The sequence below is a fragment of the Streptomyces pilosus genome, assembly GCF_014649835.1.
GTDB lineage: Bacteria > Actinomycetota > Actinomycetes > Streptomycetales > Streptomycetaceae > Streptomyces > Streptomyces pilosus.
In genome coordinates this window covers 47,088-73,250 of the sequence record NZ_BMTU01000010.1, presented here as the reverse complement: position 1 = coordinate 73,250, position 26,163 = coordinate 47,088, and the positions used below count along the sequence as shown (strand labels likewise).

At 73.2% G+C, this 26,163-nt stretch carries 23 protein-coding genes; 14 read left to right on the top strand and 9 right to left on the bottom strand.

The window, feature by feature from the left end:
• Window positions 1–68: 68 nt before the first annotated feature.
• The 3 genes from IE118_RS23330 to ppdK form a co-directional block, all read right to left on the bottom strand.
• On the bottom strand, window positions 69–716 hold the full coding sequence (locus IE118_RS23330; protein WP_189559968.1) for a CBS domain-containing protein: 648 nt from the start codon (window positions 714–716) through the stop codon (window positions 69–71).
• An 84-nt stretch (window positions 717–800) separates the two neighbouring features.
• Window positions 801–1,187 carry a hypothetical protein gene (locus IE118_RS23325; RefSeq protein ID WP_189559967.1) on the bottom strand — a complete coding sequence of 129 codons (387 nt, stop codon included), beginning with the start codon at window positions 1,185–1,187 and terminating at the stop codon, window positions 801–803.
• 132 nt (window positions 1,188–1,319) lie between these two features.
• The gene (gene ppdK / locus IE118_RS23320; RefSeq protein WP_189559966.1) at window positions 1,320–4,016 is read right to left on the bottom strand and encodes a pyruvate, phosphate dikinase; all 2,697 of its coding nucleotides are present in this window, start codon (window positions 4,014–4,016) and stop codon (window positions 1,320–1,322) included.
• Window positions 4,017–4,572: 556 nt separating this feature from the next.
• On the opposite strand from ppdK, the gene pflB reads away from it, so the two are divergent.
• The 5 genes from pflB (at window position 4,573) to IE118_RS23295 (ending at window position 11,011) form a co-directional block, all read left to right on the top strand.
• Entirely contained in the window at window positions 4,573–6,831 is a 2,259-nt protein-coding gene (gene pflB, locus IE118_RS23315; protein ID WP_189559965.1) for a formate C-acetyltransferase, read from the top strand.
• Window positions 6,828–7,574 (top strand): pyruvate formate-lyase-activating protein, encoded by a 747-nt coding sequence (pflA, locus tag IE118_RS23310; RefSeq protein ID WP_189559964.1) that lies wholly within the window; start codon window positions 6,828–6,830, stop codon window positions 7,572–7,574. Before pflB ends, pflA begins: the two co-directional genes overlap by 4 nt.
• Window positions 7,575–7,669: 95 nt before the next feature.
• Window positions 7,670–8,386 carry a response regulator gene (locus tag IE118_RS23305; protein WP_189559963.1) on the top strand — a complete coding sequence of 239 codons (717 nt, stop codon included), beginning with the start codon at window positions 7,670–7,672 and terminating at the stop codon, window positions 8,384–8,386.
• Complete coding sequence (locus IE118_RS23300; RefSeq protein ID WP_189559962.1) at window positions 8,383–10,140, top strand: sensor histidine kinase; 1,758 nt, start codon at window positions 8,383–8,385, stop codon at window positions 10,138–10,140. The genes IE118_RS23305 and IE118_RS23300 overlap by 4 nt, the downstream gene beginning before the upstream one ends.
• 241 nt (window positions 10,141–10,381) lie before the next feature.
• On the top strand, window positions 10,382–11,011 hold the full coding sequence (locus tag IE118_RS23295) for a DoxX family membrane protein (RefSeq protein ID WP_189559961.1): 630 nt from the start codon (window positions 10,382–10,384) through the stop codon (window positions 11,009–11,011).
• Window positions 11,012–11,196: 185 nt separating this feature from the next.
• Here the strand turns inward: IE118_RS23295 and IE118_RS34765 are convergent, their stop codons facing one another.
• From IE118_RS34765 to IE118_RS23285, 3 genes are read right to left on the bottom strand one after another with little or no spacing between them, the layout of a single operon-like run.
• Window positions 11,197–11,949: an FAD-dependent monooxygenase gene (locus IE118_RS34765; RefSeq protein ID WP_373303218.1), complete on the bottom strand. Its 753-nt coding sequence runs from the start codon at window positions 11,947–11,949 to the stop codon at window positions 11,197–11,199.
• The gene (locus tag IE118_RS34760) at window positions 11,859–12,797 is read right to left on the bottom strand and encodes an FAD-dependent oxidoreductase (RefSeq protein WP_373303217.1); all 939 of its coding nucleotides are present in this window, start codon (window positions 12,795–12,797) and stop codon (window positions 11,859–11,861) included. The genes IE118_RS34765 and IE118_RS34760 overlap by 91 nt, the downstream gene beginning before the upstream one ends.
• Window positions 12,770–13,333: a hypothetical protein gene (locus tag IE118_RS23285; protein WP_189559960.1), complete on the bottom strand. Its 564-nt coding sequence runs from the start codon at window positions 13,331–13,333 to the stop codon at window positions 12,770–12,772. The genes IE118_RS34760 and IE118_RS23285 overlap by 28 nt, the downstream gene beginning before the upstream one ends.
• A gap of 335 nt (window positions 13,334–13,668) precedes the next feature.
• On the opposite strand from IE118_RS23285, the gene IE118_RS23280 reads away from it, so the two are divergent.
• A complete protein-coding gene (locus IE118_RS23280) occupies window positions 13,669–13,971 on the top strand; it encodes a DUF1540 domain-containing protein (protein WP_221345307.1) in 303 nt (100 codons plus the stop codon).
• Window positions 13,972–14,098: 127 nt separating this feature from the next.
• On the opposite strand, the gene IE118_RS23275 is transcribed toward IE118_RS23280, so the two are convergent.
• The gene (locus tag IE118_RS23275) at window positions 14,099–14,461 is read right to left on the bottom strand and encodes an STAS domain-containing protein (protein WP_189559959.1); all 363 of its coding nucleotides are present in this window, start codon (window positions 14,459–14,461) and stop codon (window positions 14,099–14,101) included.
• A gap of 512 nt (window positions 14,462–14,973) precedes the next feature.
• Between IE118_RS23275 and IE118_RS23270 the strand changes: the two genes are divergently transcribed.
• The 7 genes from IE118_RS23270 (at window position 14,974) to IE118_RS23240 (ending at window position 24,067) form a co-directional block, all read left to right on the top strand.
• Complete coding sequence (locus tag IE118_RS23270; protein ID WP_189559958.1) at window positions 14,974–19,122, top strand: SpoIIE family protein phosphatase; 4,149 nt, start codon at window positions 14,974–14,976, stop codon at window positions 19,120–19,122.
• On the top strand, window positions 19,122–19,409 hold the full coding sequence (locus IE118_RS23265) for an STAS domain-containing protein (RefSeq protein ID WP_189559957.1): 288 nt from the start codon (window positions 19,122–19,124) through the stop codon (window positions 19,407–19,409). The genes IE118_RS23270 and IE118_RS23265 overlap by 1 nt, the downstream gene beginning before the upstream one ends.
• A 214-nt stretch (window positions 19,410–19,623) precedes the next feature.
• Complete coding sequence (locus IE118_RS23260; RefSeq protein ID WP_189559956.1) at window positions 19,624–21,336, top strand: SpoIIE family protein phosphatase; 1,713 nt, start codon at window positions 19,624–19,626, stop codon at window positions 21,334–21,336.
• Window positions 21,337–21,438: 102 nt separating this feature from the next.
• Window positions 21,439–21,981 carry a gas vesicle protein gene (locus tag IE118_RS34625; protein WP_308431847.1) on the top strand — a complete coding sequence of 181 codons (543 nt, stop codon included), beginning with the start codon at window positions 21,439–21,441 and terminating at the stop codon, window positions 21,979–21,981.
• A gap of 10 nt (window positions 21,982–21,991) precedes the next feature.
• Entirely contained in the window at window positions 21,992–22,903 is a 912-nt protein-coding gene (locus IE118_RS23250; protein WP_189559955.1) for a gas vesicle protein, read from the top strand.
• A gap of 49 nt (window positions 22,904–22,952) precedes the next feature.
• Entirely contained in the window at window positions 22,953–23,267 is a 315-nt protein-coding gene (locus IE118_RS23245) for a gas vesicle protein K (RefSeq protein ID WP_189559954.1), read from the top strand.
• Window positions 23,264–24,067, top strand: a complete 804-nt coding sequence (locus tag IE118_RS23240) for a GvpL/GvpF family gas vesicle protein (protein WP_189559953.1) — start codon at window positions 23,264–23,266, stop codon at window positions 24,065–24,067. Before IE118_RS23245 ends, IE118_RS23240 begins: the two co-directional genes overlap by 4 nt.
• A gap of 15 nt (window positions 24,068–24,082) precedes the next feature.
• Here the strand turns inward: IE118_RS23240 and IE118_RS23235 are convergent, their stop codons facing one another.
• Window positions 24,083–24,913, bottom strand: a complete 831-nt coding sequence (locus IE118_RS23235; protein WP_189559952.1) for an alpha/beta fold hydrolase — start codon at window positions 24,911–24,913, stop codon at window positions 24,083–24,085.
• A gap of 168 nt (window positions 24,914–25,081) precedes the next feature.
• Between IE118_RS23235 and IE118_RS23230 the strand changes: the two genes are divergently transcribed.
• Window positions 25,082–25,684: a DUF998 domain-containing protein gene (locus IE118_RS23230; RefSeq protein ID WP_189559951.1), complete on the top strand. Its 603-nt coding sequence runs from the start codon at window positions 25,082–25,084 to the stop codon at window positions 25,682–25,684.
• Between the two features lie 46 nt (window positions 25,685–25,730).
• Here the strand turns inward: IE118_RS23230 and IE118_RS23225 are convergent, their stop codons facing one another.
• Window positions 25,731–25,964 (bottom strand): hypothetical protein, encoded by a 234-nt coding sequence (locus IE118_RS23225; RefSeq protein WP_189559950.1) that lies wholly within the window; start codon window positions 25,962–25,964, stop codon window positions 25,731–25,733.
• Window positions 25,965–26,163 lie beyond the last annotated feature (199 nt).

Genomic DNA, 26,163 nt, shown 5'->3' with positions numbered 1-26,163 from the left:
TCCCGGTCCGGCAGGGACCGTCGGCCCCACCCCTCGGGCCCGGGCCGCGACGCCACCCGCCGCCGCGCTCACGGCTTCCCGGCCGGGGCGAGCCGGGCGGGCGCCGCGCAGTCGTCGGTGCGGAAGCCGAGCCGGTTCACCACCCCGACCACGCCTTCCAGGCGCCAGACGGCGTACACGAGCTCCGGCGCCTGACTGCGCCGTTCGACCCGGCCGGACAGGGTGACGACCCCGTCGCGCACGGAGACGAGGACGGCCTCTGACGGCAGGTCCAGCGCGCCGACGACGATGTCCCCGGTCACCTGCCGGCGGATGTCGTCGTCGGCGCGCAGGAAGACCCGGAGGAGGTCGCGGCGGGTGGCGATGCCGATGAGCCGGTCGGCCTCGTCGACCACGGGCAGCCGCTCGACGCCCCTGCGCTCCATCAGCCGGGCCGCGTCCGCCACGGTCTGCTCCGGGTGCACGGTGATCGCGGGACTCGACATCACGTCCCCCGCCGTGAGGGCGGAGGGCGGTGCACAGCCGTCCCGGTGTGCCTGGGCGCGCACCAGGTCGCTCCCGGACACGACACCGAGGACCTTGTCGTCGGCGTCCACCACCGGGAGCCCGCTGATCCGGTGGTGGTCGAGCAGCCGCACGACCTTCTTGAACGGTGTCGCCGGGTGCGCCTGCACGACGTCCCTGGTCATCACTTCACCGACGGTGTGAGCGGTCATGGCGGAATCTCCTTCGCGAGCGCGGCGGGAGGGCCGGAGGCCGGCTCCGGCCCTCCCACCGGGTCGGGTGGCGCCGGGCGGCGCCTACTTCTGCGGACCACCGCGCCACGGGGGCGGCACGGCCGTCCGGCGGACGGTGTCGTCCCGGTGGGCTACGCGGTCGACGCCGGCACGCAGCCGGTCGTGGAGCCGGTCGGCGAGTTCACGGGCGGTCGCCTCGCGGGCGTGGACGACGACGAGGTCGCCGCCGACCCGGATCTCGGCCCCGGCGGACCAGGGCAGCGCGACGTGGTGGGCCGAGGCCCGGGACACACGCACCTCACCGCTCACCGGCGGCAGTCCGGGCCGGTCCAGTGCGGTGCCGACCTTCTCGCGGAGGTAGGCGACGGAGTCCTCGTCCACCTCGCCGTCGGCGCGCACCCGGACGGGGGCGGTGGTCTCACGGGTACCGATGTTCTCCTTGGCGGTCATGTGCTCCACTCCCTGTGATCGTTCCGCGACGCCTCAAGACTGCTGCGCTTCCCGTCCGGGTCCCAGAGGCGGCCGGCCCCGCCCGCAGGGGCGGTCGGCCCCCGGCACCGGGGCCGAGGGGCCCCGGCCGTCTCACCTGCTGTCGCTCCCCTCGGTGCCCCCGAGCGCCGCCCGGCCCGCCTCCAGGCGCGCCACCGGCACCCGGAACGGCGAGCAGGAGACGTAGTCCAGTCCCGCGCCGTGGAAGAAGTGCACCGAGTCGGGGTCGCCGCCGTGTTCGCCGCACACCCCGATCTTGAGGTCCGGGCGGGCGGCGCGGCCCTCGGCGACGGCGATGCCCACCAGCCGGCCGACCCCGTCGCGGTCGAGCGTCTCGAACGGCGAGACAGGGAAGACGCCCTTGTCGAGGTAGGCGGAGAAGAACTCCGCCTCGACGTCGTCGCGGGAGAAGCCCCAGGTGGTCTGGGTCAGGTCGTTGGTGCCGAAGGAGAAGAACTCGGCCTCCTCGGCGATCCGGCCGGCCGTCAGGGCCGCCCGGGGCAGCTCGATCATGGTGCCGACGGGGCAGTCGACGGTGACGCCCGACTCCCGGGAGACGTCCGCCAGTACCCGTCGCACCTCCTCGCCCACGAGGCGCAGCTCCCGCACGTCACCGACGAGCGGGACCATGATCTCCGCCCGGGGCGCGCCACCGGCCCGCAGCCGCCCGGCGACGGCCTCGCCGATCGCCCGGACCTGCATGGCGACCAGGCCGGGCACGACCAGCCCCAGCCGCACACCGCGCAGCCCGAGCATCGGGTTCTCCTCGTGCATACGGCGTACGGCGGTCAGCATGTCGACGTCATGGGCGTCCGCCTCCCCGCCCCGGGCCTCGGCGGCGGCGATCCGCACCGCCAGGTCGGTGAGGTCGGGCAGGAACTCGTGCAACGGCGGGTCCAGCAGCCGGATGGTGACCGGCAGTCCGTCCATCGCCTCCAGGATGCCGGCGAAGTCCTGCCGCTGGAGGGGCAGCAGTTCCGCCAGGGCCCGGTCGCGCGCGGCGTCCGTGCCGGCCAGGATCATCCGCTCGACCAGCTTGCGGCGCTCGCCGAGGAACATGTGCTCGGTGCGGCACAGACCGACGCCCTGCGCGCCGAACCGGCGGGCCCGGGCGGCGTCCTCCGGAGTGTCGGCGTTGGCCCGCACCTCCAGTCGCCGGACGGTGTCCGCGCGGGACAGCGCCCGGGCCACCGCGTCGACCACGCCCCGCGCGCCCTCGTCGCCCCGGCCGTCCTCCAGGAACCGGATGACCGCCGAGTCCACCAGCGGGACCGAGCCCGCGTACACCGCTCCCGCGGAGCCGTCCACCGAGACGACGGTGCCCTCCTCGACGACGGTGCCGTCCGCGGTGGTGAGGCGGCGGGCCCCGGTGTCCACGGTGAGCTCCTCGGCGCCGCACACGCAGACCTTGCCCATCCCGCGGGCGACGACGGCCGCGTGGCTGGTCTTGCCGCCCCGGCTGGTGAGGACCGCCTGGGCGGCGATCATGCCGGGCAGGTCGTCGGGGGTGGTCTCCTGCCGGACGAGGACGACCTTCTCGCCGGCGGCCGCGCGGCGCACGGCCCGGGCGGTGTCGAAGACCACGGCGCCCACCGCGGCGCCGGGGGAGGCCGGGACACCGCGGGCCAGCGCGGTGCCGGCCGCCGAGGCGTCGAACCGCGGGAACATCAGCCGGGCCAGGCCCTCGCCGCTCACCCGGGCCAGCGCCTCGTCCGGGGTGATGAGCCCCTCGTCGGCCAGCTCGGCGGCGAGGACGAACGCGGCCTCGGCGGTGCGCTTGCCGACCCGTGTCTGGAGCATCCACAGCGTGCCGCGCTCGATGGTGAACTCGATGTCGCACAGGTCGCGGTAGTGCCGCTCCAGGGTCTCCATGTGCGTCCGCAGGCGGGCGTACGACGCGGGGTCCAGACGCTCCAGCTCGCTCAGGGGTACGGTGTTGCGGATGCCGGCGACGACGTCCTCGCCCTGCGCGTCGGGCAGGTAGTCGCCGTACAGGCCGGGGCGTCCGGTGGCGGGGTCCCGGGTGAAGGCGACGCCGCTGCCGGAGTCGGACCCCAGGTTGCCGAAGACCATGCGCTGCACGTTGACGGCGGTGCCGAGGTCGTCGGCGATGTGCTCGCGCCGCCGGTACAGCCGGGCGCGTTCCCCGTTCCAGGACTCGAACACGGCCAGTACCGCCCGGCGCAGCTGGTCGGCGGGGGACTGCGGGAAGTGCTCCCCGGTCTCCCGGTGGATCAGGTCCTTGTACGTCTCGACCAGCCCGGCCAGGTCGGTCGCCGTCAGGTCCACGTCGTCCCGCACACCGCGCGAGCCCTTCAGGACGGCGAGGGCGTGCTCGAAGGAGGAGGCGTCCACGCCCATGACCGTGCTGCCGAACATCTGGATCAGGCGGCGGTAGGAGTCCCGGGCGAAGCGCTCGCTGCCGGAGGCCTTGGCCAGCCCGAGGACGGAGTCGTCGTTCAGGCCGATGTCGAGGATCGTCTCCATCATGCCGGGCATGGAGAACCGGGCGCCGGAGCGGACCGACAGCAGCAGCGGGTCGTCCGGCTGCCCCAGCAGCCGGCCGGCGGACGCCTCGAGGGCCGACAGGTGCGCGGAGACCTCCTCCCACAGACCCGCGGGTTCGCCGCCCGTGGCCAGGAAGGCCCGGCACGCCTCGGTGGTGAGGGTGAAGCCCGGCGGTACGGGGAGTCCGAGACGGGTCATCTCGGCCAGGTTCGCACCCTTGCCGCCGAGGAGATCGGCCATGTCACGGCCGCCCTCGGTGAAGTCGTACACGTGACGGACCATGACGCTGCGCTCCTCGGCCTCGGGGATGTGACGGTTCCAGCGTCGGACGGGAGCATGCCGGGCGCGAGGTGCCGGCCGTCCCGGCCGGGGGACCGGGCGGCCCCGGTCCACGCCGGCCGTCCCGGAAGGACCCTCGGGGCCCCTGCCGGAGCGGTACGGCCCGTGGACCACCGGTCCGGCCGGCAGGACGCCCGACGCCACCGCACCCCACCGACCCCGGAGGGGACACGTCCTGCCGCACGACCGAGGTGGTGGCGCACCGGCCGGCCATCGCTCCACCGGGGGCCGGCCGGTGCGCCGCGCCCCCGCCCACCGGGGCCGGACGGTCCCCGGCAGCCACCGCTCCGCCGGGGGACACCGGCCGCTACGACGTCGTGACCGGACCCGCGCACCCCACCCCCGGCGTCGCCTCCCGGCGCCTCCCGCGCGGCAGGCCGAAGGTCCCGGTCGGCCGGGGCCGGAGGGGACCCGCCCGGTGCCCTGTCCGGCACTCCCCGCCGCGGGCCCGCACGACGAGCATCGACGGTGACGGGACCGTCCTACGAGAGGACCTGAGATGACCGCGACCGTGACAGCCGGCCCCCGGACCGCCGACGCCTGGCGGCAGTTCGCCGGCAGCGGATGGCGCGAGCACATCGACGTGCGCGACTTCATCCAGGCCAACTACACGCCCTACGAAGGTGACGCCGCCTTCCTGAGCGGCCCCACGGACCGCACGCGCGCGGTCTGGGAGAAGGTCAGCGCGCTCTTCCCCGAGGAGCGGCGCCGGGGCGTCCTCGACGTCGACACCGCCACCCCTTCCACGATCACCTCGCACGCGCCGGGCTACATCGACCGCGACCGCGAGCTGATCGTGGGCCTGCAGACCGACGCCCCGCTCAAGCGGGCCATCATGCCCAACGGCGGGCTGCGCATGGTGGAGAACGGTCTGAGGGCGTACGGCTACGAGGCCGACCCCTTCGTGTCGGAGGTGTTCGGGACCTACCGCAAGACCCACAACGACGGCGTCTTCGACGCCTACACCCCGACCATGCGCGCCGCCCGCAAGGCCGGCATCATCACCGGCCTGCCGGACGCCTACGGCCGCGGCCGCATCATCGGCGACTACCGGCGCGTCGCGCTGTACGGCACGGACCGGCTGGCCGAGGCCAAGCGGGCCGAGCGGGCCCTGCTGGACGCGCGGCCCTCCACCGGGGACGTCATCCGCGACCGTGAGGAACTGGCCGAGCAGATCCGTGCCCTGGGCGAGCTGACCCGCATGGCGGCCGGCTACGGCTGTGACGTCACCCGCCCCGCGGCCACCGCCCACGAGGCCGTGCAGTGGCTCTACCTCGGCTTCCTCGCCGCGGTGAAGGAGCAGAACGGCGCGGCGATGTCGCTGGGCCGCACCTCGACCTTCCTGGACGTCTTCCTCCAGCGGGACCTGGACGAAGGCCTGCTCGACGAGTCCCGCGCCCAGGAACTCGTCGACGACTTCGTGATCAAGCTGCGGATCGTGCGTTTCCTGCGCACCCCCGAGTACGACGCCCTGTTCTCCGGCGACCCGACCTGGGTGACGGAGTCCATCGGCGGCATCGGCGCCGACGGCCGCCCGCTGGTCACCCGTACCTCCTTCCGCTTCCTGCAGACCCTCTACAACCTCGGGCCCGCCCCCGAGCCCAACCTGACCGTGCTGTGGTCGCCCCGGCTCCCGGACGGCTTCAAGGAGTTCTGCGCCCAGGTGTCCATCGACACCAGCGCCGTCCAGTACGAGTCGGACGAGCTGATGCGCCCGCGCACCGGCGACGACACCGCGATCGCCTGCTGCGTCTCGGCGATGGCGGTCGGCAGGCAGATGCAGTTCTTCGGCGCCCGGGTCAACCTCGCCAAGGCCCTGCTGTACGCGGTCAACGGTGGCAGGGACGAGATGACCGGCGACCAGGTCGCCCCGCCGACGCCGCCGCTCACCGGGGAGTACCTGGACTACGACGAGCTGTCGGCCGCCTACGACCGCGTCCTGGACTGGCTCGCCCGGACGTACGTGGACACCCTGAACGTCATCCACCACATGCACGACAAGTACGCCTACGAGCGCATCGAGATGGCGCTGCACGACCACCCCGTGCACCGCTTCATGGCGTGCGGCATCGCCGGCCTGTCGGTCGCCGTCGACAGTCTCTCCGCCGTCAGGCACGCCCGCGTCAAGGTGTTCCGCGACGCGACGGGACTCGCCGTGGACTTCCGGACCGAGGGGGAGTTCCCGGCGTACGGCAACAACGACGACCGCGTCGACGCGCTCGCCGTCGACCTGGTGGAGTCGTTCATGGCGAAGCTGCGCGAGCACCCGACCCACCGGGACGCCGAGCACACGCAGTCGGTGCTGACCATCACCTCCAACGTCGTCTACGGCAAGCACACCGGCAACACCCCGGACGGCCGCCGCGCCGGACAGCCCTTCGCCCCCGGAGCCAACCCGATGAACGGCCGCGACCGGCACGGCGTCGCCGCCTCCGCCCTGTCGGTCGCCAAGCTGCCCTACGAGGCGGCGCGCGACGGCATCTCCCTGACCACCACCGTCACCCCGGAAGGACTGGGCCACGTCCCCGGGGAGCGCGCCGCCCACCTCGTCGGCATCCTCGACGCCTACATGTCCTCGGGCGGCTTCCACATGAACGTGAACGTCCTGGACCGGGCGACCCTGGAGGACGCCATGGAGCACCCGGAGAAGTACCCCGAGCTGACGGTGCGGGTCTCCGGCTACGCCGTCAACTTCGTCCGCCTGACCCGCGAACAGCAGCTCGATGTGATCAGCCGCACCTTCCACGGATCGCTGTGAGCACCGGCGTCGAGCCGGTGACGGGCCGGATCCACTCCTGGGACCTGTCCACGGGAGTGGACGGCCCCGGGACCCGGTTCGTGCTGTTCCTCAGCGGCTGCCCCCTGCGCTGCCTGTACTGCGCCAACCCGGACACCTGGCGCATGCGGGACGGTGAACCGGCCACGGTCGACGAGGTGATGGCCGAGATCGAGAAGTACCGGGCCTTCCTCACCACCGCCGGCGGGGGAGTGACCCTCACCGGAGGCGAGGCCCTCCTCCAGCCGGCCTTCACCGCCGCCGTGTTCCGCCGCTGCAAGGAACTCGGCCTGCACACCGCCCTCGACACCTCCGGCTTCCTCGGCGCCCGCGCGGACGACGCCCTGCTTGCCGACACCGATCTGGTGCTGCTGGACATCAAGTCCTTCGACGCCGGCACCTACCGCCGGCTCACCGGCGGCGACCTCGCCCCCACCCTCGACTTCGCCACCCGCCTCGACCGGCTGGGCAAGCGCATGTGGATCCGGTACGTCCTGGTGCCCGGCCGGACCGACGACCCGGAGGCGATCGACGGACTCGCCGGCTTCCTCGCGGGCCTCGGCAGTGTCGAGCGGGTCGACATCCTGCCGTTCCACAAGCTCGGTGCCGCCAAGTACGACGCCCTCGGCATCCCGTTCGCGCTGCGCGACACCCCGGTCCCCGACCCGGCGCTCGTGGAACGGGTACGGGGGCAGTTCCGCCGCCGCGGCCTCTCGGCCCACTGAGACGGGCAGTATCGGGCCAACCGCCCCTCGACCTCGGCCGTCCTGGAAAGATGAGGAGTCGCTACGGAGACCGAGGCACCAGGAGGAGCGTTTCGATGGCGCACAGCGAGCAGGACGGCAGCACGGGAGAACCCATCAAGGTGTTCCTCCTGGATGACCACGAGGTGGTGCGGCGGGGGGTGCACGACCTGCTGGACGACGAACCGGACATCACGGTGGTCGGGGAAGCGGCGACGGTGGAGCAGGCCCTGATCCGGGTTCCCGCGTTGCGCCCCGACGTGGCCGTGCTCGACGTGCGCCTGCCCGACGGGGACGGCGTGACCGTCTGCCGCGAGCTGCGGTCGCAGATGCCCGACCTCGCCTGTCTGATGCTCACCTCCTTCGACGACGAGGAGGCGCTGCTGGACTCGATCATGGCGGGCGCCGCCGGATACGTGCTGAAGCAGATCCAGGGATCGGACCTGGTCTCGGCCGTGCGGACGGTGTCCCGCGGCCAGTCGCTGCTGGACGCCAGCGCCACGGCCAAGCTGATGGCACGGCTGCGCGGCGCCGGACAGCAGCCGGCCGAGGAGCCGGACGGCCTGCCCGGCGGCCTGACCGAGAGGGAACGCGAGATCCTGGACCTCATCGGTGAGGGGCTGACCAACCGGCAGATCGGTCAGCGGCTGTACCTGGCCGAGAAGACGGTCAAGAACCACATCTCCCGTCTGCTGGCCAAGCTCGGCGTGGAACGCCGCGTCCAGGCCGCCGTCATCGCCACCCAGGCGCGTGACCGCAAGCGGTCGGCGGGGGCGTCGGGGGAGCACCGTTGAACAACGCCGGGGAGACCCACGAGGCGCGGATTCGGCTGCCGCAACTGCGGCTGGACGAGCTGCTGGAGGAGCTCCAGGCCCGGCTGGACGCGGCGCGCGGCACCCGGGACCGGGTGCACAGCCTCCTGGAGGCCGTGCTCTCGGTCGGCCGCGAGCTGGACCTGGAGCAGGCCCTGCGCAGCATCGTGGAGGCCGCGGCGGCGCTCGTCGACGCGGAGTACGCGGCGCTCGGTGTCATCGGCCCCGACGGCGAGCGGCTGTCGGCCTTCCACACGGTGGGCGTCGACGAGGAGCAGATCGCGAGGATCGGCCCCTACCCGGAAGGCCACGGCATCCTCGGCGAGCTGATCCGCCACCCCGAACCCCTGCGCCTGGCCAGGCTCTCCGACCACCCCGCCTCCTACGGGTTCCCGGCCCATCATCCGCCGATGAACAGCTTCCTCGGCGTTCCGATCCGGGTGCGGGACCACGTCTTCGGGAATCTCTACCTGACCGAGAAGCGCGGCGGGCAGCAGTTCGACGAGGACGACGAGTCGGTGCTGGCCACCCTCGCCGTGGCGGCCGGCGTGGCGATCGACAACGCCCGCCTGTACGAGGAGTCCCGGCTGCGCGAACGCTGGCTGCGGGCGAACGCGGAGATCACGCACACCCTCATGTCAGGCGCGGACCAGGGCGGCGTGCTGCCCCTGATCGCCGAACGGGCCAGGGAGATCACCGCCTCCGCCCTGAGCGTGGTCGCCATGCCGGTGAGCGGGACGGACAGACTCGCCGTGGAGCTCGCGGTGGGCCAGGAGGCGGATGCGTGGCGCGGGGCCGTCCTGCCCGTGAAGGGGAACCTCATCGGCGAGGCGTTCGTCCAGCGGGTGTCCGTCCACAGCCCGGACGTCTCCCGTGACTCCCCGATCCCGGCCGGACTTCCAGGCTTCGACGGGCTCGGACCGGCCGTTGCCGTACCGATCTGTTCGGGCGACGAGGCCCGCGGTGTCGTCCTGCTGGTCCGGCGGTCGGGAGGCCGTGAGTTCGCCGAGACGGAGACCGAACCGCTCGAGGTCTTCGTCGCCCAGGCCGCCGTCGCCATGGAGCTGGCGGAACGCCGCGAGGACGCCGAGCAGATCGCCCTGCTGGAGGACCGCGACCGGATCGCGCGCGACCTGCACGACCTGGCGATCCAGCGGCTCTTCGCCACCGGCATGACACTGCAGAGCGCCGACCGGTTCATCCAGCACGAAGGGGCCTCGGACCGGGTCCAGCGGGCCGTGAACGACCTCGACGAAACCATCAAGATCATCAGGTCCACGATCTTCGGACTGCGTTCCCGGGAGGAGGACACCGCTCCCGGCCTGCGGTCCCGCGCGGTGCGCGCGGTCGGCGAGGCCACCGCGCCGCTCGGCTTCGCCCCCAGCGTCCGTATGGAGGGACTCCTCGACACGCACGTCCCCGCGGAGACCGCCGACCACGTCCTGGCCGTCCTCACCGAGTCCCTCTCCAACATCGCCCGGCACGCCCGCGCGGACCGCGCCGACGTCGTGCTGGAGACCGACGGCAAGCAGGTGCGCCTGACGGTCACGGACAACGGCGTCGGCATCACGGCCGGGGGCCGGCGCAGCGGGCTGACCAACATGGCCGAGCGGGCACGCGAGCTCGGCGGCGACATGGAGCTGGAGCGTGCGGAGGGCGGGGGGACCCGGCTGGTGTGGCACGCACCGCTGGGATCGTCCTCGCACCACGCGAAGGGCGGCCCGCCCGCCTCATGACGCAGCTCGTCAGATGATCCGCCGCCGGGGCCGCCCAACAGGGCGGCCCCGGCGGCGGATCGAGTCCCGCGCGGGGTGCGCCGTCCGACTTCGACGGCAACCGGCGTGGCCGAAGGTCCCGGTCGGCAGGGGCTGTTGAGTCCCCGGGTGTGGACCTTCGGCGTCGGGTGCGGGCCGGCGCGGGCCGGGAGAGTAAGGGGTGTCAGGAACCAACCGGACTCTCCCTGAAGGGAACACCGCCATGGCCGTTCACCAGCCCACGCACCGCACCTCGGGTCTCCACCTGCCGTCGCTCCGCGGGAACCGGGCCGCTTCCGCACCGGGGTCGGCCGAGTCGGCGCGGACCGGCACGCGCACCGCACGGGCCTGCGTCTGGGCCTCGGCACGGGTGTTGATGGGGTTCGTCTTCCTCTGGGCGTTCCTCGACAAGACGTTCGGCTTCGGCTACGCGACCGCTTCCGGAAAGGGCTGGGTCGACGGTGGTTCGCCGACCGAGGGTTTCCTGGGACACGTCGCGGTCGGTCCGATGGAGTCGACGTTCCACTCCTGGGCCGGAGCGGCCTGGGCGGACTGGCTGTTCATGCTGGGCCTGCTGGGGATCGGACTGGCGTTGGTGGCGGGGGTGGCGCTGCGCCTGGCGGCGCTGGCGGGGACCGTGATGATGGCGTTGATGTGGGTGGCGGAGTGGCCGCCCGCGCGACACCTGTCGGACGGCTCGGCGAGCATGTCGACCAACCCGTTCGTCGACTACCACGTGATCTACGCGGTGGTGCTGGTCGCACTGGCCGCCGCCTCGGCCGGCGACGCCTTCGGACTCGGCCGGCTGTGGGCCCGGCTCCCGCTGGTCCGTGACCACGGGTGGCTGCGCTGACCGCACCGGGTGGGGCGGGTCCTTCGAGACCCGCCCCACCGGCCCGTCGGCAGCCCTTCCGGCGTCCGCCCGCGTGGGACCGCGGGCGGACGCCGTTCCGATGAGTACGTTCCCGACTGAGTACGTTCCCGACGCCACCCCGCCGAGCCCCTGTGGTCGCGAAACAGCGGGCCACCGCCCGGTGTTCATGGCCCGACGGGTGCGGACGGCGCCGCGCCGATCAGGGCGAGCCAGCCGGTCAGCTCCACGGGGTCGGCGGCCGCGCAGCGGAATCCGACGTGCCCGTCCGGGCGGACGGCCACCAGACCGCGGCCGGGACTGTTCGACAGCCGCAGGACGGTCACCCACGGACCGCTCGGCAGCGGGGCGGCATCACGTTGCAGCAGCAGGTGCACACCCGGGCGGGCCAGCACTGCGTGCAGCCGCCCGGCAGCTCCGGCGACACCGACGGTCGCGTCGGGCAGGCGGTCTCCTGGGCGAGGAGCCCCGCGCAGGGGCGGTGTCCCCTCCACCGAGAGGGGACTGCGCCGGTAGTTCACACGGAGCTGGGAGACGACGCGCACGGCCTCGGCGACCAGCCGTCGCCGACCGAGCAGCACGGGGAAGGCGGGCGCGGCGCGCGGAGCGGCCACCGCGCGCAGCCATGCCGGGAACCGGCCCGTCGACGCCTCCGCCCAGAACGCGGCGTGCGTCAGGACCAGCCGTCCGCGGGCAGCCGCTCTGCGCTCACTCTCGTAGGAACCGAGCAGCACTTCGGCATCGAACCCCTCCGCGGGGCCACGCCCTGCACCGTTCGTCGCGAAGCCCAGCTTCCAGCCGAGGTTCACCGCGTCCTGGATACCGGCGTTCATGCCCTGACCGGTGGCCGGCGAGTAGGTGTGCGCCGCGTCCCCGGCGAGGAACAGCCGTCCCCGGCGGAAACGCCGGCCAGACCGCACTGCAGCGGAACCCGCGCCGACCACGCGAGACGCGCGATCCGGGCCCCCGCCCCCGAGTCGTCCATGAGCTGCTGGAGCTCGGCTCGGGGGACGGCGGCACCTGGCCGGCCGAAGCACTGCCCGGCCCCGCCGTCCGACGCGCGCGTGGCCAGCAGCCGCCACGTCGCCTGTTCTCCGAGCGGGAAGAGGAACAGCAGCCCCTGGCGCCCCGCGAACACCTCGGCGCCGGCCTCGGGCGGCGTACCGCCGAGGTCCAGGTCGGCCAGGACCACCTCCTCGGCATAGGGCCTGCCGTGCCAGCCGATGCCGGCACAGGACCGCACCGCACTGGCCGGGCCGTCGCAGCCGACGACGAAGGGGCAGCGGATCTCCTCCACGCCGTGCCGCGAGCGCAGCACGGCACGCACGCCGTCCCCGTCGTCGCGAGCCCCGAGCAGTTCGGTGCCCCGCTCGACCGTCATCCCGCGGTCGGCGAGCGCCCGCGTCAGCACCGTCTCCACATCCGTCTGCCGCAGGAGCGACAGATGCGGAAACGCGGTGTCGGGCAGTGCGAGGTCCGCGAGTCCGGCGTCGACGACGCGGGAGCCGAGACGCACATGGACCCGCGGGGCGGTGTCCGCGAGCTCCAGCAGGGCGTCCGTGACACCGAGCGGTCGCAGCACCTCCAGGGTCCGCGAGTGAAGGATGAGCGCCCGGGAGGGCCGGAACGGCCCGGGACGCCGCTCGACGACCCGGACCCGCGCCCCGTGGGCGCGGGCCTGGAGGGCCAGGCTGAGGCCGGTCGTGCCGGCCCCCACGACCAGGACGTCCACCGCCGGGGTCACGTTCCCGCCGTGGGGCGCCACCATGCGGCGGCCGTGGGCTCCGGAACCCCGCCCTGCCGGGGGCCGGCGACCACGTCGTCGCGGCGCACCCCCGGCAGGACGGCGTACCGGATCGAACCCGGGACGCTGACCAGCGCGAGAACCCGCCACAGGGAGCGTGCGTAGTGATCCGCGCGCCCCGCGCCGTCCCACTCGTACACGCCGCGGTAGCGGTCGTGCTCGTCGTGGGCCAGCCACAGCTTCGAGGTGAATCCGGGGAACCCGACGAACAGCGGTGTGTTCAGCAGGCTTTCGCGCCGGAACAGCGCGTGCCCGGATCCGCGCACCAGGCGCAGCCGGAAGGTGACCACCAGCGTGCACGGGTCCTTCGCCAGACCGCTGCCGAGGCGGGTCTCCCGGTACACGGGGGCAGTGGTGCCGTCGGCGAAGCCCAGCCGCCTGCCCACCCGCTCCTCCGGCAGGTGGACCCGGTGCCGTGACAGCAGGGCGAAGGTGGTGAGGAAACACGCGGCTACGGCCCGCCACGCCTCGCCGCGGGCGAGTGGTCGCTGTTCACCCATGGTGGCCTCCTCCCCGGAGTCCCGCCGGCCACCGGGCGCCGGGCTCGCCGCCGCGGACCGGAGTCCCCCCATCACCACCATGAGGCAATGCGCCGCGCGCCGCGAACCCTGCCGGCCGAAGTGCGCCGCATCCCGTCATCGCGGACAGTGGAAGGCAGGGAGGAAGGAAGTCTCCCAGGAGCTCACCGGGCTCCTGCGGGACGTGGACGGGTCGAAGCCGGTCGGGGCGGGACGGAGCGGCGACCGCTCATCGTGGTGGCGCGCCCCGTCACCCGGGAGGGCCGCCACCGCGGCGACCGATCCGCACACCACCACTCCAGAAAGCGGGTCCTGTCATGGCAGCCACTCCCGTCATGCAACTGCCGGTCATCAGCGAATGCGCGGCCGAGAACTGCGCCTACAACCACGACCACACCTGCCACGCCGCGGCGATCACCGTGGGGGACCTCAGCAGCCCCGTCTGCGACACGTTCATGGGCGCGGACCTGGAGGGCGGGGAGCCGTCCGTCACCGGTCGGGTCGGCGCGTGCAAGATGGCCGACTGCCGGCACAACACCGGCCTCGAGTGCCACGCCCCGTCCATCACCGTCGGTTATGAGGAAGAGCAGGTCGACTGCCTGACGTACGTAAAGACCTGAGGAACGGACGCGGCAGCCGGAGCGACCGGCACGTGCGGGGGCGGCGCCGGAAGACCGAAGGCCCCCCTTCCGGTCGCGCCGGACCGCACCACCGGACGGGAGGCCCCGCACCGGGCGGGCCGCCGGTTCAGCCCTGGCGCAACGAGGCGAGCGCCGTCTCCACATCCGGGTGGAAGGTGAAGACCTGATCGAGGCCGACCACCTGGAAGAGCCGCTGCAGATCGGCGTTGGCGCCCGCCAGGACGAAGGGCGCGCCGGTGGCCTGCGACCGCTGGTAGGCGGTGATGAGCACCGTGATGCCCGTGGAGTCGCAGTACGTCATACCGGCCAGGTCGAGGATCAGCCCGCGGTCGTCGGACTGCGCTTCCGCGACGGCCCCCGTCAGGACGGGGGCGGAGTGGTGGTCGAGCTCGCCCGCCACAGCCAGAACGTGGGGGCCGGAGGAATCCTGGCGGGGCGTCACGGTCAGAAGGGCGTCCGGGTCGGTCACTGATTCTCCTCGATACGGTACGGACAGTGTGCGGCTTCGGACAGGGCGACAGGTGCGGCGTCGTCGCCGGCACCCTCCGGGCGACGCGGACGGTGCACGGCCGGACGGCTGCTCCCCCCGAAGAGCCGTGGGCCCGGCGTCGGCGCGATCACCCGCCCTGCCGGAGGTGGCCTCCGGCAGGCGGCGGACGCAGACACCGATGGTTTGCCCCGCCGCGCGCCGGGGACACGGAACGTCGCCCCAGGCGTGCCGTCATCCCTAGTCCCCGCTCGTGGTGCCCGCAGTCCTCCGCCCGCGCAGTGGTGCCCGACCGGTTGGCCGTATCCTACGGAGTCGGTGCCGTGGGCGGGACGGTGCCCCCGGGCGCCACCGGCGGTGCCCGCACGGGACGGCCGGGGACGCCCCTCTCCGCGGGCCGTCCCCGGGCGGCGGGGGCAGCCCGCAGGGCCGACGCGGGACGGGCCGGCTCCGGGGGCGCGGCGGCTGGACGGACGTGAGCGAAAGGGTGACGAGTGGGGCGTTCGGGAGACGCTGCGCGCGAGCGTGCCGCGGTGGCCGGCACGGACGTGTTCGCGGCCGACGAGGAGGTCGGCGGACACCTGGCCCTGGTCGACTGGTCGGCCACGCCGCTGGGGCCGCCGGAGCACTGGCCGCAGAGTCTGCAGACCGCGGTGAGCATCCTGCTGTCGTCACGCTTCTCCATGTGGATGGCGTGGGGCCCGGAACTGACGTTCTTCTGCAACTCCGCCTACCGGCGCGACACCCTCGGTGCCAAGTACCCCTGGGCGCTGGGACGCCCGGCGAGCCAGGTGTGGCGGGAGATCTGGGACGACATCGGTCCCCGGATCGACACCGTCATGACCACGGGAGAAGCCACCTGGGACGAGGGGCTGCTGCTGTTCCTCGAACGGTCCGGTTACACGGAGGAGAGCTACCACACCTTCAGCTACAGCCCGCTGCGCGACGACACCGGCACGGTGGTCGGCATGCTCTGCGTGGTCAGCGAGGAGACCGAGCGCGTCATCGGCGAACGGCGCATGGCGACCCTGCGCGACCTCGGCTCCGACCCCAGCGTGGTCCGCACCGAGCAGGAGGTGCTGGCGTTCACCGACAGGCAGCTGGACCGCAACGGCCGTGACCTGCCCTTCACGCTGACCTACCTGCTCCAGTCCGACGGCTCCGCCCGGCTGGCGGGCAGCACCGGCCTCCCCGCCGGGCACCCCGCGGCCCCCGGCACCTTGCCGGCCGACGGCTCCGGTGTGTGGCCCGCCGGGGCGCCGGCGAACGACGAGTCCGTGCTGGTGCCGCTCGACCGCCCCCCGTTCACCGGGCTGCCGCCCGGCGAGTGGGCCGAGCCGCCCACGCACGCCCTGATGCTGCCCCTGCCGCGGCAGGGCGGGACGCCGTACGGGTTCCTCGTCGCCGGACTCAACCGGTACCGCAGCCTGGACGACGCCTACCGCGGCTTCCTCGAACTCGCGGCCGGTCACCTCGCCGCCGGCATCGCCAGCGCCCGCAGCTACGAGCAGCAGCAGCGGAGGGCCGAGGAACTGGCCGAACTGGACCGGGCCAAGACCACGTTCTTCTCCAACATCAGCCACGAACTGCGCACCCCGCTCACCCTGATCATGGGACCGACCGAGGAACTGCTCACCCGGTTCCCGGAGCCCGCCTCGCCCGTGCGGGAGGAACTGGAGGTCATCCACCGCAACGGGCTGCGGCTGGGCAAGCTCGTCAACACCCTGCTGGACTTCTCCCGCATCGAGGCCGGCCGGATGCAGGCGCGCTACGAGTCCTCCGACCTGTCCCAGGTCACGGCGGACCTGGCCAGCGTCTTCAGGTCCGCCGTGGAGAAGGCCGGACTGGAGTTCCGCGTCGACTGTCCCGCGCTCCCCGAGGAGGTGTACATCGACCGCGGCATGTGGGAGAAGGTGATCCTCAACCTGCTGAGCAACGCGCTCAAGTTCACCTTCGACGGCTCCATCTCCGTCACCGCGCGCGCCCTGGACGGACACGCCGTGATCACCCTCACCGACACCGGCATCGGCGTGGCCCGGGAGGAGATGCCGCGGCTGTTCGAACGGTTCCACCGCATCGAGAACGCCCGCTCCCGCTCCCACGAGGGCAGCGGCATCGGGCTGGCCCTGGTGAAGGAACTCATCGACCTCCACGGCGGCACCATCACCGCCCAGAGCACCCAGGGGGAGGGCACCTCCTTCACCATCCGCCTGCCCTTCGGCGCCGATCACCTGGACCCCGGCACCCTCGTCGCCGCCGGGGAGAGCCGGGCACTGTCGACCGCGGAGCCGTACGTGCAGGAGGCGCTGCGCTGGCTGCCGGACGAGACTCCCGACGAAGGCCGCCCCGTGACGACGGCCGCCGACGCGTCCGGGTACCCCGCCGGATCCGCCCGCGTGCTGGTCGCCGACGACAACGCCGACATGCGTGAATACCTGGCACGCCTCCTGGGCGGCACCGGCTACCGGGTGGAGACCGTCGAGGACGGGCTCGCGGCGTTGCGGGCGGTACGGGCCGAGGCACCCGACCTGGTGATCAGCGACGTGATGATGCCCGGCCTCGACGGCCTCGGCCTCGTGTCCGCGCTGCGCTCCGATCCGCGGACCGCGTCGGTCCCGGTGGTGCTGCTGTCCGCCCGGGCGGGGGAGGAGGCGTCCATCCAGGGACTGCAGGCCGGCGCCGACGACTACCTCGTCAAGCCCTTCGCCGCGGCCGAACTGCTCGCCCGGGTGCGGGCCAACGTCGAGCTGGCCCGTCTGCGCAACCACCAGGCACGCTGGCGCACCGCGCTGGTCGACTCGTTGCAGGAGGCGTTCTTCGTCTGCGACGAGGCGGGCGCCGTCATCGAGATCAACGCGGCCTTCACCGACATCCTCGGCTACGCCGCCGACGGCCTGCCCTACGAGCCGGTCCACCCGTGGTGGCCGGACGCCGGCAGCGACCCCGACGCCCACCAGCAGGTCGCCGAGGCCTTCGACCAGCTGGTGGGCAACCCCAAGGGTTCCTACACCATCCCCGTCGTCCACCAGGACGGGCACCGGCTGTGGGTGACGGCCAACTTCAACCAGGCGCAGGACCCGGACACCGGGCACCGCGTGACCGTCGGCACGTTCCGTGACGTGACCGCCGAGCACTACGCCATCCAGCGGGAGAGCGCGCAGGCGGCCCTGGGCATGTGGCTGACCCGGGCGTCCAGCCTGTCCGACGCGCTGGAGGGGGCCCTGGCGGAACTGAGGAACCTCTGGCGCGCCGACCGTGTGCTCGCCGTCGTCCCGGCGCCGGACGGGCCGCCGTCCCTGTGGTCCACCGACACCGGCCTGCGGTGGGAGGACCTGTCCACGCAGGACCGTGCCAAGGTCACCGCCTGGTCCGACCGGCCGTTGCTCACCCCCCTGCACGACGCCACCGGAGCGGGCATCACGCTCAACCACCCCGAAGGTCCGATGGTGCTCTGGATCGACTTCGGCACGCGGCGTCCGTTCACCGGCGAGGACCAGCTGCTGCTGTCCCTGCTGGCCGGGCAGCTCGCCCAGGGACTGACCCGCGCGCACCAGATCGACCAGCAGCGCGAGACGGCCCTCGCCCTGCAGCGCGCCATCCTCGGCCCCGCCGGTCTCCCCGAGGGCTTCGCGGTCCGCTACGAACCCGCGACACCGCCCCTGGAGGTCGGCGGCGACTGGTACGACACCATCGCCCTGCCCGACGGCCGGATCGGCATCGTGGTCGGCGACTGCGTCGGCCGCGGCCTGGGAGCGGCCACCGTCATGGGACAACTGCGCAGCGCGTGCCGGGCCCTGCTGCTCCAGGACTCGGGCCCGGCCCAGACCCTGATGGCCCTGGACCACTTCGCGGACGGAATCTCCGGAGCGAGGTGCACCACCGTGTTCTGCGGCGTCCTCACCCCCGACACCGGCCAGCTGATCTATTCCAGCGCGGGACACCCACCGGGGATACTCGCCCTCCCCGACGGCACCACCCGCCTCCTCGACGGGGGACGGTCCGTACCGCTGGCGGTGCGGACCGGCGCCACCCGCCCCGAGGGCAGCTGCACCGTCCCGGCCCGGGCGACGCTCCTGCTCTACACCGACGGGCTCGTGGAACGCAGGAGGCGCCCGCTGACGACCGGCATCGACCAGGCGGGCGAAGCCGTCCACGCCGGCCGCGACGCCGCCGTCGACGACCTCGCCGACCAGGTCATGGTCCGCCTGGCCCCTCCCGGCGGCTACGACGACGACGTGGCGCTGCTCCTCTACCGGCGCCCGGCGCCCCTGGACATGGCCTTCCCCGCAGAATCCGCTCAGCTCGCTCCGGTCCGCAAGGCCCTGCGCACCTGGCTGGACCAGTGCGAACTTCCCCGGCACACCGCGCAGAACATCCTGGTGGCGGCGGGCGAGGCCTGTGCCAACGCCATCGAGCACGGTCACCGGAACGCTCCCGGCGCCCCTGTCCGGCTGCGGGCAGAGGCCCGGGCCGGCGATCTGCGCCTGACCGTCGCCGACTCCGGACGGTGGAAGACGCCCCGGCCCGGGTCCGGCACCCACCGGGGCCGTGGAGTGGCGCTGATGCGCGCTCTGATGCACCAGGTCACCATCACTTCCGGTGCGACCGGCACCACCGTCGACATGCAGACGAGGATCGCCTGATGACCACTCCGCTCACCCTCACGCCCGGGCGACGGCCCGACGGCACGGCTCTGCTGACGGTGGCCGGCGAGATCGACATGAACAACGTCGACGAGCTGGCGACGGCCATCGCGACCACGGACGGACGACTCGTGATCGATCTGACCGCCGTCGAGTACCTCGACAGCGCGGGCCTGAGCGTCCTCTTCCAGTACACCGATCGCATCGAACTCGTCGTCACCCCGCTCCTGGCGCCGGTGCTGGAGATCACCGGACTCGCCGACCTGACCACCGTGCACGGCCTGTGATGCCCGTCTCCCGGAACCGCCGCACCCGGTCCGCTTCCCCGGCGCACCGCCGTCGGGGCACGCCGCGGACCCGACCCGGCCCGTCCGTCCCGAGCCGGGGCATGTGATGATCTGCCGGTTGCTCCCTCCATGGCTTCTTCGAGACCGGCCGGACGTCCGGGGCGATGAACTCCCTCGGCGGGCTATCGTCGCGATCGAGGGGTGAGGAGGAGGTATGGCGGTCGACAGCACCGACTCGGGCGACGAGCAGGGCCCCGAGGCTCCCGGGACGGCGATCGGCGAGATGCTGGACGTGCTCGGCACGGGTGCCTATCTGGTCGACGCACGAGGCTGCATCGTGGCCGTCAACGCGGAGGGCGAGCGTTCCCTGGGCCGGCCCGCGGCGGAGCTCGTCGGTCAGGACGCGCACGACCTGCTGCACCGCAACGCCCGCGGCGAGGCGTTCCCCCGGGCGCAGTGCCGCATGCGTCCGGCCTTCATGGAGGGCCGTCCCGCCCAGGCCGCTCTGGAATGGTTCGAACGAGGCGACGGATCGATGCTCCCCGTCTCCTGGTCCCTCGTTCCCTGCGGCTCCGACGACGACGACACCACTCTCGTCATCTTCGCCCCCCAGGACGACCCCGTGGCGCTCGCCGATCAGCCACTGAGCGACGGCACGCTGAACGAACTGGAACGACTCGCGCTGCTGGCCGAGGTGACCACGCAACTGACCTCCACCCTGTCCGTCGACGAGGCGTTGCAGCGCCTGTTGTCCCTCGTCCTGCCGCGGCTGGCGGACTGGGCGGTGATCGACCTGATTGACGAGCACGGCGGCGTGTGGCGCAACAGGGTCGTCCACATCGAGGACGGCATCCTGACGCGCCACCGGGTACTCGAAGGGCCGATGACGCCCGTGTCCGCCGCCTCGCAGATGCCCCTCTCGCGGGCCCTGCGCGGCGTCGCCTCCACGATCGCCGAACCGCGCGTGTACGAGGGATCACCCGACACGGGCATCGCGGTCGAGCAGCACCGGCTGTTCGAGACGACGAACATGCACTCGGCGGCCATCGCGCCGATCCGGGGCCTGCGCGACGTCCTCGGTGCCCTGACCCTGGGTCGCTCCGAACGCCCCGAGAAGTTCAGCGCCGCGGATCTGGCGCTCGTGGAGGACATCACCCGGCGCGCCGGCCTGGCGCTGGACAACGCACGCCTCTACCAACGGCAGCGCAAGGTCGCCGAGACGATGCAGAGGTACCTGCTGCCGCAGCTTCCGCGGGTGGAGGGGCTGGACATGACCGCCCGCTACCTGCCCGCGCCGGACGCCTCCCACGTGGGCGGCGACTGGTACGACGCCTTCCCGCTCACCGACCATGCCACCGCCCTGGCCATCGGTGACGTCTCGGGGCACGACCTGGACGCGGCGGCGGGCATGGCCCAGGTGCGCAACGTGCTGCGCGCCTACGCCTGGTCGCAGAAGGAATCCCCCAGCCGCGTCGTCGAGCGCGTGGACCGGGCGGTCTTGAGCATCACGGACGTCCCCATGGCCACGCTGGTGTTCGGCACCGTCGCCCTGCGCGACGACGGCGCCTGGGAGTTCGAGTGGACCAGCGCGGGCCACCCCCCGCCGTTGCTGATCACACGCGAGGGCGTGACCCGGTACCTCACGGGAGGCAGCGGCATGCTCCTCGGCACCGGCACCCATCCACCGCGCGCCGACACCGCGGACGTGCTCCCGCCCGGCTCGACCCTCCTGCTGTACACCGACGGCCTGATCGAATCGCCCCGCCACTCCATCGACGACGGCCTGGAGCGGCTGCGCCGGCAGGCCGCCGCCCTGGTGCACCGCCCGCTGGAGGTCTTCACCGACGAACTGCTCCGCAGGGTCAGACCGCCCGAGAACGACGACGACATCGCCCTTCTCGCGCTGCGCCTGGGCGCACGCACCTAGACCGCACGCCGCAAGCGGTGGGACCCCCGCCCTCACACCCCTCGGCCGGTCCGATGATCGGCCGGGGGGTGTGAACGGCGGAAGAGGGGTTAGGCGGCTGGGATGAGCAGCTTCTCCGGAACGCCGAGTGAGCGCGGGTTCCCCGCGCCGGCCCCCGCGCGCGACCCGTCCGCCCGCGCGACGCCCGCGGTCTCCGCGGCGCCCATGCAGCCACGCCGCGACGGCGACGGCAGTCTCGCGCACGTCGTCGAGACCCTGCTGGACAAGGGCCTGGTGCTCAACGCCGACATCATGGTGTCGGTGGCCGGCGTCGAACTGCTGGGCATCCGGCTGCGCGCGGCGCTGGCCTCCTTCGAGACGGCCGCCCGCTACGGACTGGAGTTCCCCTCCGGCACGGACACCGAGACCGCCGCGTGGCGCGAGACGAGGGAGGAGAAGGACACCTGCCCGGCGTGCGGGAAGCGCGCGCCCGTCGAGCAGCTGCTGAACCAGTGGTGTCCCTGGTGCGGCTGGCGCAGCGCACAGGCACGGCTGCAGGAAGGATCGGACAAGCCGGAGCTGACGGCGCCTCGGCCCGCGGGCGCCGGCGAGGAGCCGGACGCCGAACCCGCGGCCGGGCGGAAGGCCGGGCGACGTGCCGACTGACCGTCCCCCCATGCGCCCCACCCGGGAACCGAGAGTGACCCTGGACGACCTGCTGGAGGTCGTCCTCAACAAGGGCGCCGTCCTGCACCTGGACCTCATCGTCGCCGTGGCCGACATCCCCCTGATCGGCGTCTCGATCCGGGCGGCCGTGGCCGGCATGGAGACGATGCTGGAGTACGGCATGATGCGCGACTGGGACGAGGCCACCCGCGCCTGGGCCGAGCGCTCGGTCGTCCGCCGCGCCCTCGACCTGCGCGAGGACGAGGGCGTCGTCCGCCGCATGAGCGGCGGTCACCTGCTGACCGAGGGCGTGTACCACGGCTGGCGGCCCGGCACCGTCTACCTCACCGATCAGCGCCTCGTCGTCCTGCGCGCGGAACCGCGGGAGATCCTCTGGCAGACCGAACTGTCCGGCGTACGCTCCGTGCGTCTGAAGCCGGAGCGGACGGTCGGGGGCGAGGACCGCCTACGCCTGGAGCTGACCCTGGCCGACGGCCGGCGCGAACTGCTCTCCGCCAAGGAACCGGAGACCCTGTGCGACCTGATCACCCGGGCCTGCGCCGGGCACCTGGCGCCCGCACTCCCGCCCGGCCCCGTCACCGACGTAGAGCCCCCGCTCGCCGAAGGACACCTGTGGTACCAGGAGCCGCGCCGATCGGGCCCGGTGTGGCGCGGCGGCACCGCACGGCTGACGTCCGGCGGACTGACCTGGAAGTCCCCGCTGGACGCCCGGCCCGCGCTCGTGCTGCCCACGGCCGACCTGGCCGGGGTGCGGCGGGTGCCCGGGCACGGGCCCGCCGGGGAAGGCAGTGTCCTGGTGGTGACCACCGCGGGCGGCGAGGACGTGCGGCTGGCCGCCGGCGACCCCGGCCTGTGGGTCCGGCGGCTGGAGGCCGCCCGACCGGTGGTGGCCGCCGGATGAACCACGTGAGGACGAGCCCGGCGGGCCGCCGGGGGAGGGGAGACGCGACATGCCGTTGACCGTGGACGAGAAGAGCCTCAAGCACGGAGTGCTGTCCCTGGTGGTCACCCTGGTGGAGGTCATCCAGGAGGCTTTGGACCGTCAGGCGATGCGCCGCATCGACGGCGGGGACCTGAACCCGGAGGAGGCCGAGCGCCTGGCCGACGCCCTGCTGGAACTGGACGAGGCGATGGAACAGATCAAGGAGGACCACGGCATCGTCGACTCCGTCGCCGACCTGCACCGCGGTCTGGACGACGTGGTCGACGACGTGGTCGACAAGCTGATCAACCCCCGGCGCTGGGCGGAGGAGGCCGGCCGATGACCGAGCACAGCGCGCTCTACGTGTACGCCCTGCTCCCGGACCGGCAGGGCGCGGCCGACGGCGTCACCGGGCTCGACGGGCGCCCGGTGCGCCTGGCCGGCGTCCCCGGCACCGGCCTCGCCGCGCTCGTGCACGACGCCGCACCGGCCCCCTTCCAGGGCGGCGACGACGAGGTGCGCCGCTGGGTCGCCGAGCAGAGCCGTGCGGTCACCACCGTCTGGGAACGCGTCGGCGGCCTCCTGCCGATGACCTTCAACGTCCTGGTCGCCGCCGACCCCGAGTCCGGACGGAGCGCCGAGCAGTGCCTGGGGGACTGGATCAGGGAGGAACACGACAGCATCACCGGCCGGCTCGAAGCCCTGTCGGGCCGCTGCGAACTCAGGGTCGAGATCACCCTGGACCGCGCGGCCGTCACCGGCGGCGACCCGGTGGACGGCACGCCTGCCGACGACGCCGACGGCAGGTCCCCCGGCATGCGCAGACTGCTCGCCAAGCAGCGGGAGCAGCGTGAACGGCACACGGCCGGCGAGCTCGCCGACGCGTTGCACGCCACGATCCGCCGCCGTCTGCTGGCCGTCGCCGAGGACGTCCGCGACCGCGCGTTCACCCGGCGCACCGCCGACGAGACGGGTGTCCTGTCCGCGGCCCTGCTCGTCCGGCACGAGGACGTCGATGCCGTCGGAGCCGTCCTGAGCGAAGCGCGGGCCGGCCGGCCCGGACTCGGCATCCGCTTCCTGGGCCCCTGGCCCCCGTACTCCTTCGCCGACAGCCCCCAGGAGGAGCACGCGGAACCCGCCTAGACGGGCGCGCGGCGGCTAGGACTTCACGAACTCCAGGATGTCCCGGTTGAGGACGTCCGGGTGGGTCGCCAGCATGCCGTGGGGGAACCCCTCGTACGTCTTCAGGGTGGCGTGCTGCAGCAGCTCGGCCGACAGCGGTGCCGAGTCCGCGTAGGGCACGATCTGGTCGTCGGTGCCGTGCGCCACGAGGACCGGGACGTCGATGGCCTTCAGATCCTCGGTGAAGTCGGTCTCGGAGAACGCCTTGATGCACTCGTAGTGGGCGTTGGCCGCCCCCGCCATCCCCTGCCGCCACCAGTTGTCGATCAGTCCCTGGGAGACCTCCGCGCCGGGCCGGTTGAAACCGTAGAACGGGCCCGACGGCAGGTCGATGTAGAACTGGGCGCGGTTCGCGGCGAGGGCCGCGCGCAGTTCGTCGAAGACCTCGACCGGCAGACCGCCCGGGTTGCTGTCCGACTTGACCATGACCGGCGGGACCGCGCCGACGAGCACCGCCTTGCCGACGCGGCCCCGCTCGGCACGCGCCACGTAGCGGGTGACCTCGCCGCCGCCCGTCGAGTGTCCGATGTGCACGGCGTCCCGCAGGTCGAGGGCGTCCGTCAGCACCGCCACGTCGGCGGCGTAGGTGTCCATCTCGTGGCCGGTCGGCGACTGGCTGGAGCGGCCGTGACCGCGCCGGTCGTGAGCGATCACCCGGTAGCCGTGGGCGAGGAAGAACAGCATCTGGTTGTCCCAGTCATCGCCGCTCAGCGGCCAGCCGTGGTGGAAGACGACCGGCGGGGCGTCGCGCGGCCCCCAGTCCTTGTAGAAGAGGGTCGTGCCGTCAGGAGTGGTGACCGTGCCCATGGTCGGTCCTTCCGCGTGAAGGCTAGGGGTCGTCGCACCCGCGGCCCGCGGACCACGGCAAACGCACCCACATCACCCTACGCTCCCCTCGGGCATGTCTCATCTCGGGTCACGTCATGCCGTACGTGTCATGATCTCGTAGCATTCCGTGCGCTCTATGGTGGTTCGATGCCGATTGTTCCCCGATGGGTCCTGCTCTCGTCCGGGTGTGCGCCGGTGCTGCTGATCGCGGGGTGGGTGGTCGCGGCGTCACTGGAGGGATCCGCGTACGACCCCGTCACCCAGACGATCAGCGTCCTGGCGGCGTACGGGGCCGCGGGGTTCTGGGTGATGACCGGCGCGCTGTTCGCACTGGGTGTCTGTCACCTGCTCACCGCGTGGGGACTGCGTCCGGCGGCGGCCGCCGGACGCCTGGCGCTGGCGGGCGGGGGAGTGGCGGCCCTGGTGGTGGCGCTGATCCCGGCGCCGAGCAGCGGTGGCTCCCTGCGGCACGGTTCGGTGGCCGTCGTCGGATTCGTGCTCCTGGCCGTGTGGCCGGTCCTCGCCGCCGTCGGCGGGAGCGCCGCGCCGTGGGCGCTCCGGCCGGCCCCGGCGTGCGCGGCGACCGCCGCGATGGTCGCCGGCGCGGTCTGGTTCCTGGTGGAGATCCACCTCGAGGGTGTGCCCGGTGTCGCGGAACGGGTGGTGACGGCCCTTCAGTCCGTCTGGCCCTTCGTGGTCGTCACCTCGTGCGTGCGCCACTGCCGGGGCCGCGCAGGGTCGCCCGCGTGAGGTGAGGACGTGCGGCAAGGGCCCGGGCCCACCGGCAGCGGGACGGTCACTCCCGCGTGCCGTCCCGGTCGTTCTCGCTGCCGATGACGCGGCGGGCCGCCTCCGCCTCGGCGGCGGGCGGTGACAGTTCGTCGAGGGAGTCGAGCGCGGTGTCGGCCTCCAGTTCCCGCTCCCACGCGGCCGCCAGCCGTTCCTGTTCCGCCCGCGGTCTGCCGCTGACGGCCTCCCGGTGCTCCGGGTCCAGAGCCGTCAGGAATCGTCCGACCGGGTCCGTGGGCATGCCGTGCTCCTCGTCGCTGGGAAGGGGCCGTCGTGACCCAGGATGGCCAGGGCACCCGGAAACGGCCTCCCGACACGGCATCCGGCCACCCCGATGGCCCTGCTCCCGGGCGGGAGAACCGTGCCGCCCGCCCCCGCGTCCCTCAGGGCCGGGAGCCGTTGTCAGAGCCCTGCTCTAGGGTTCCCGTCACTTGATCATT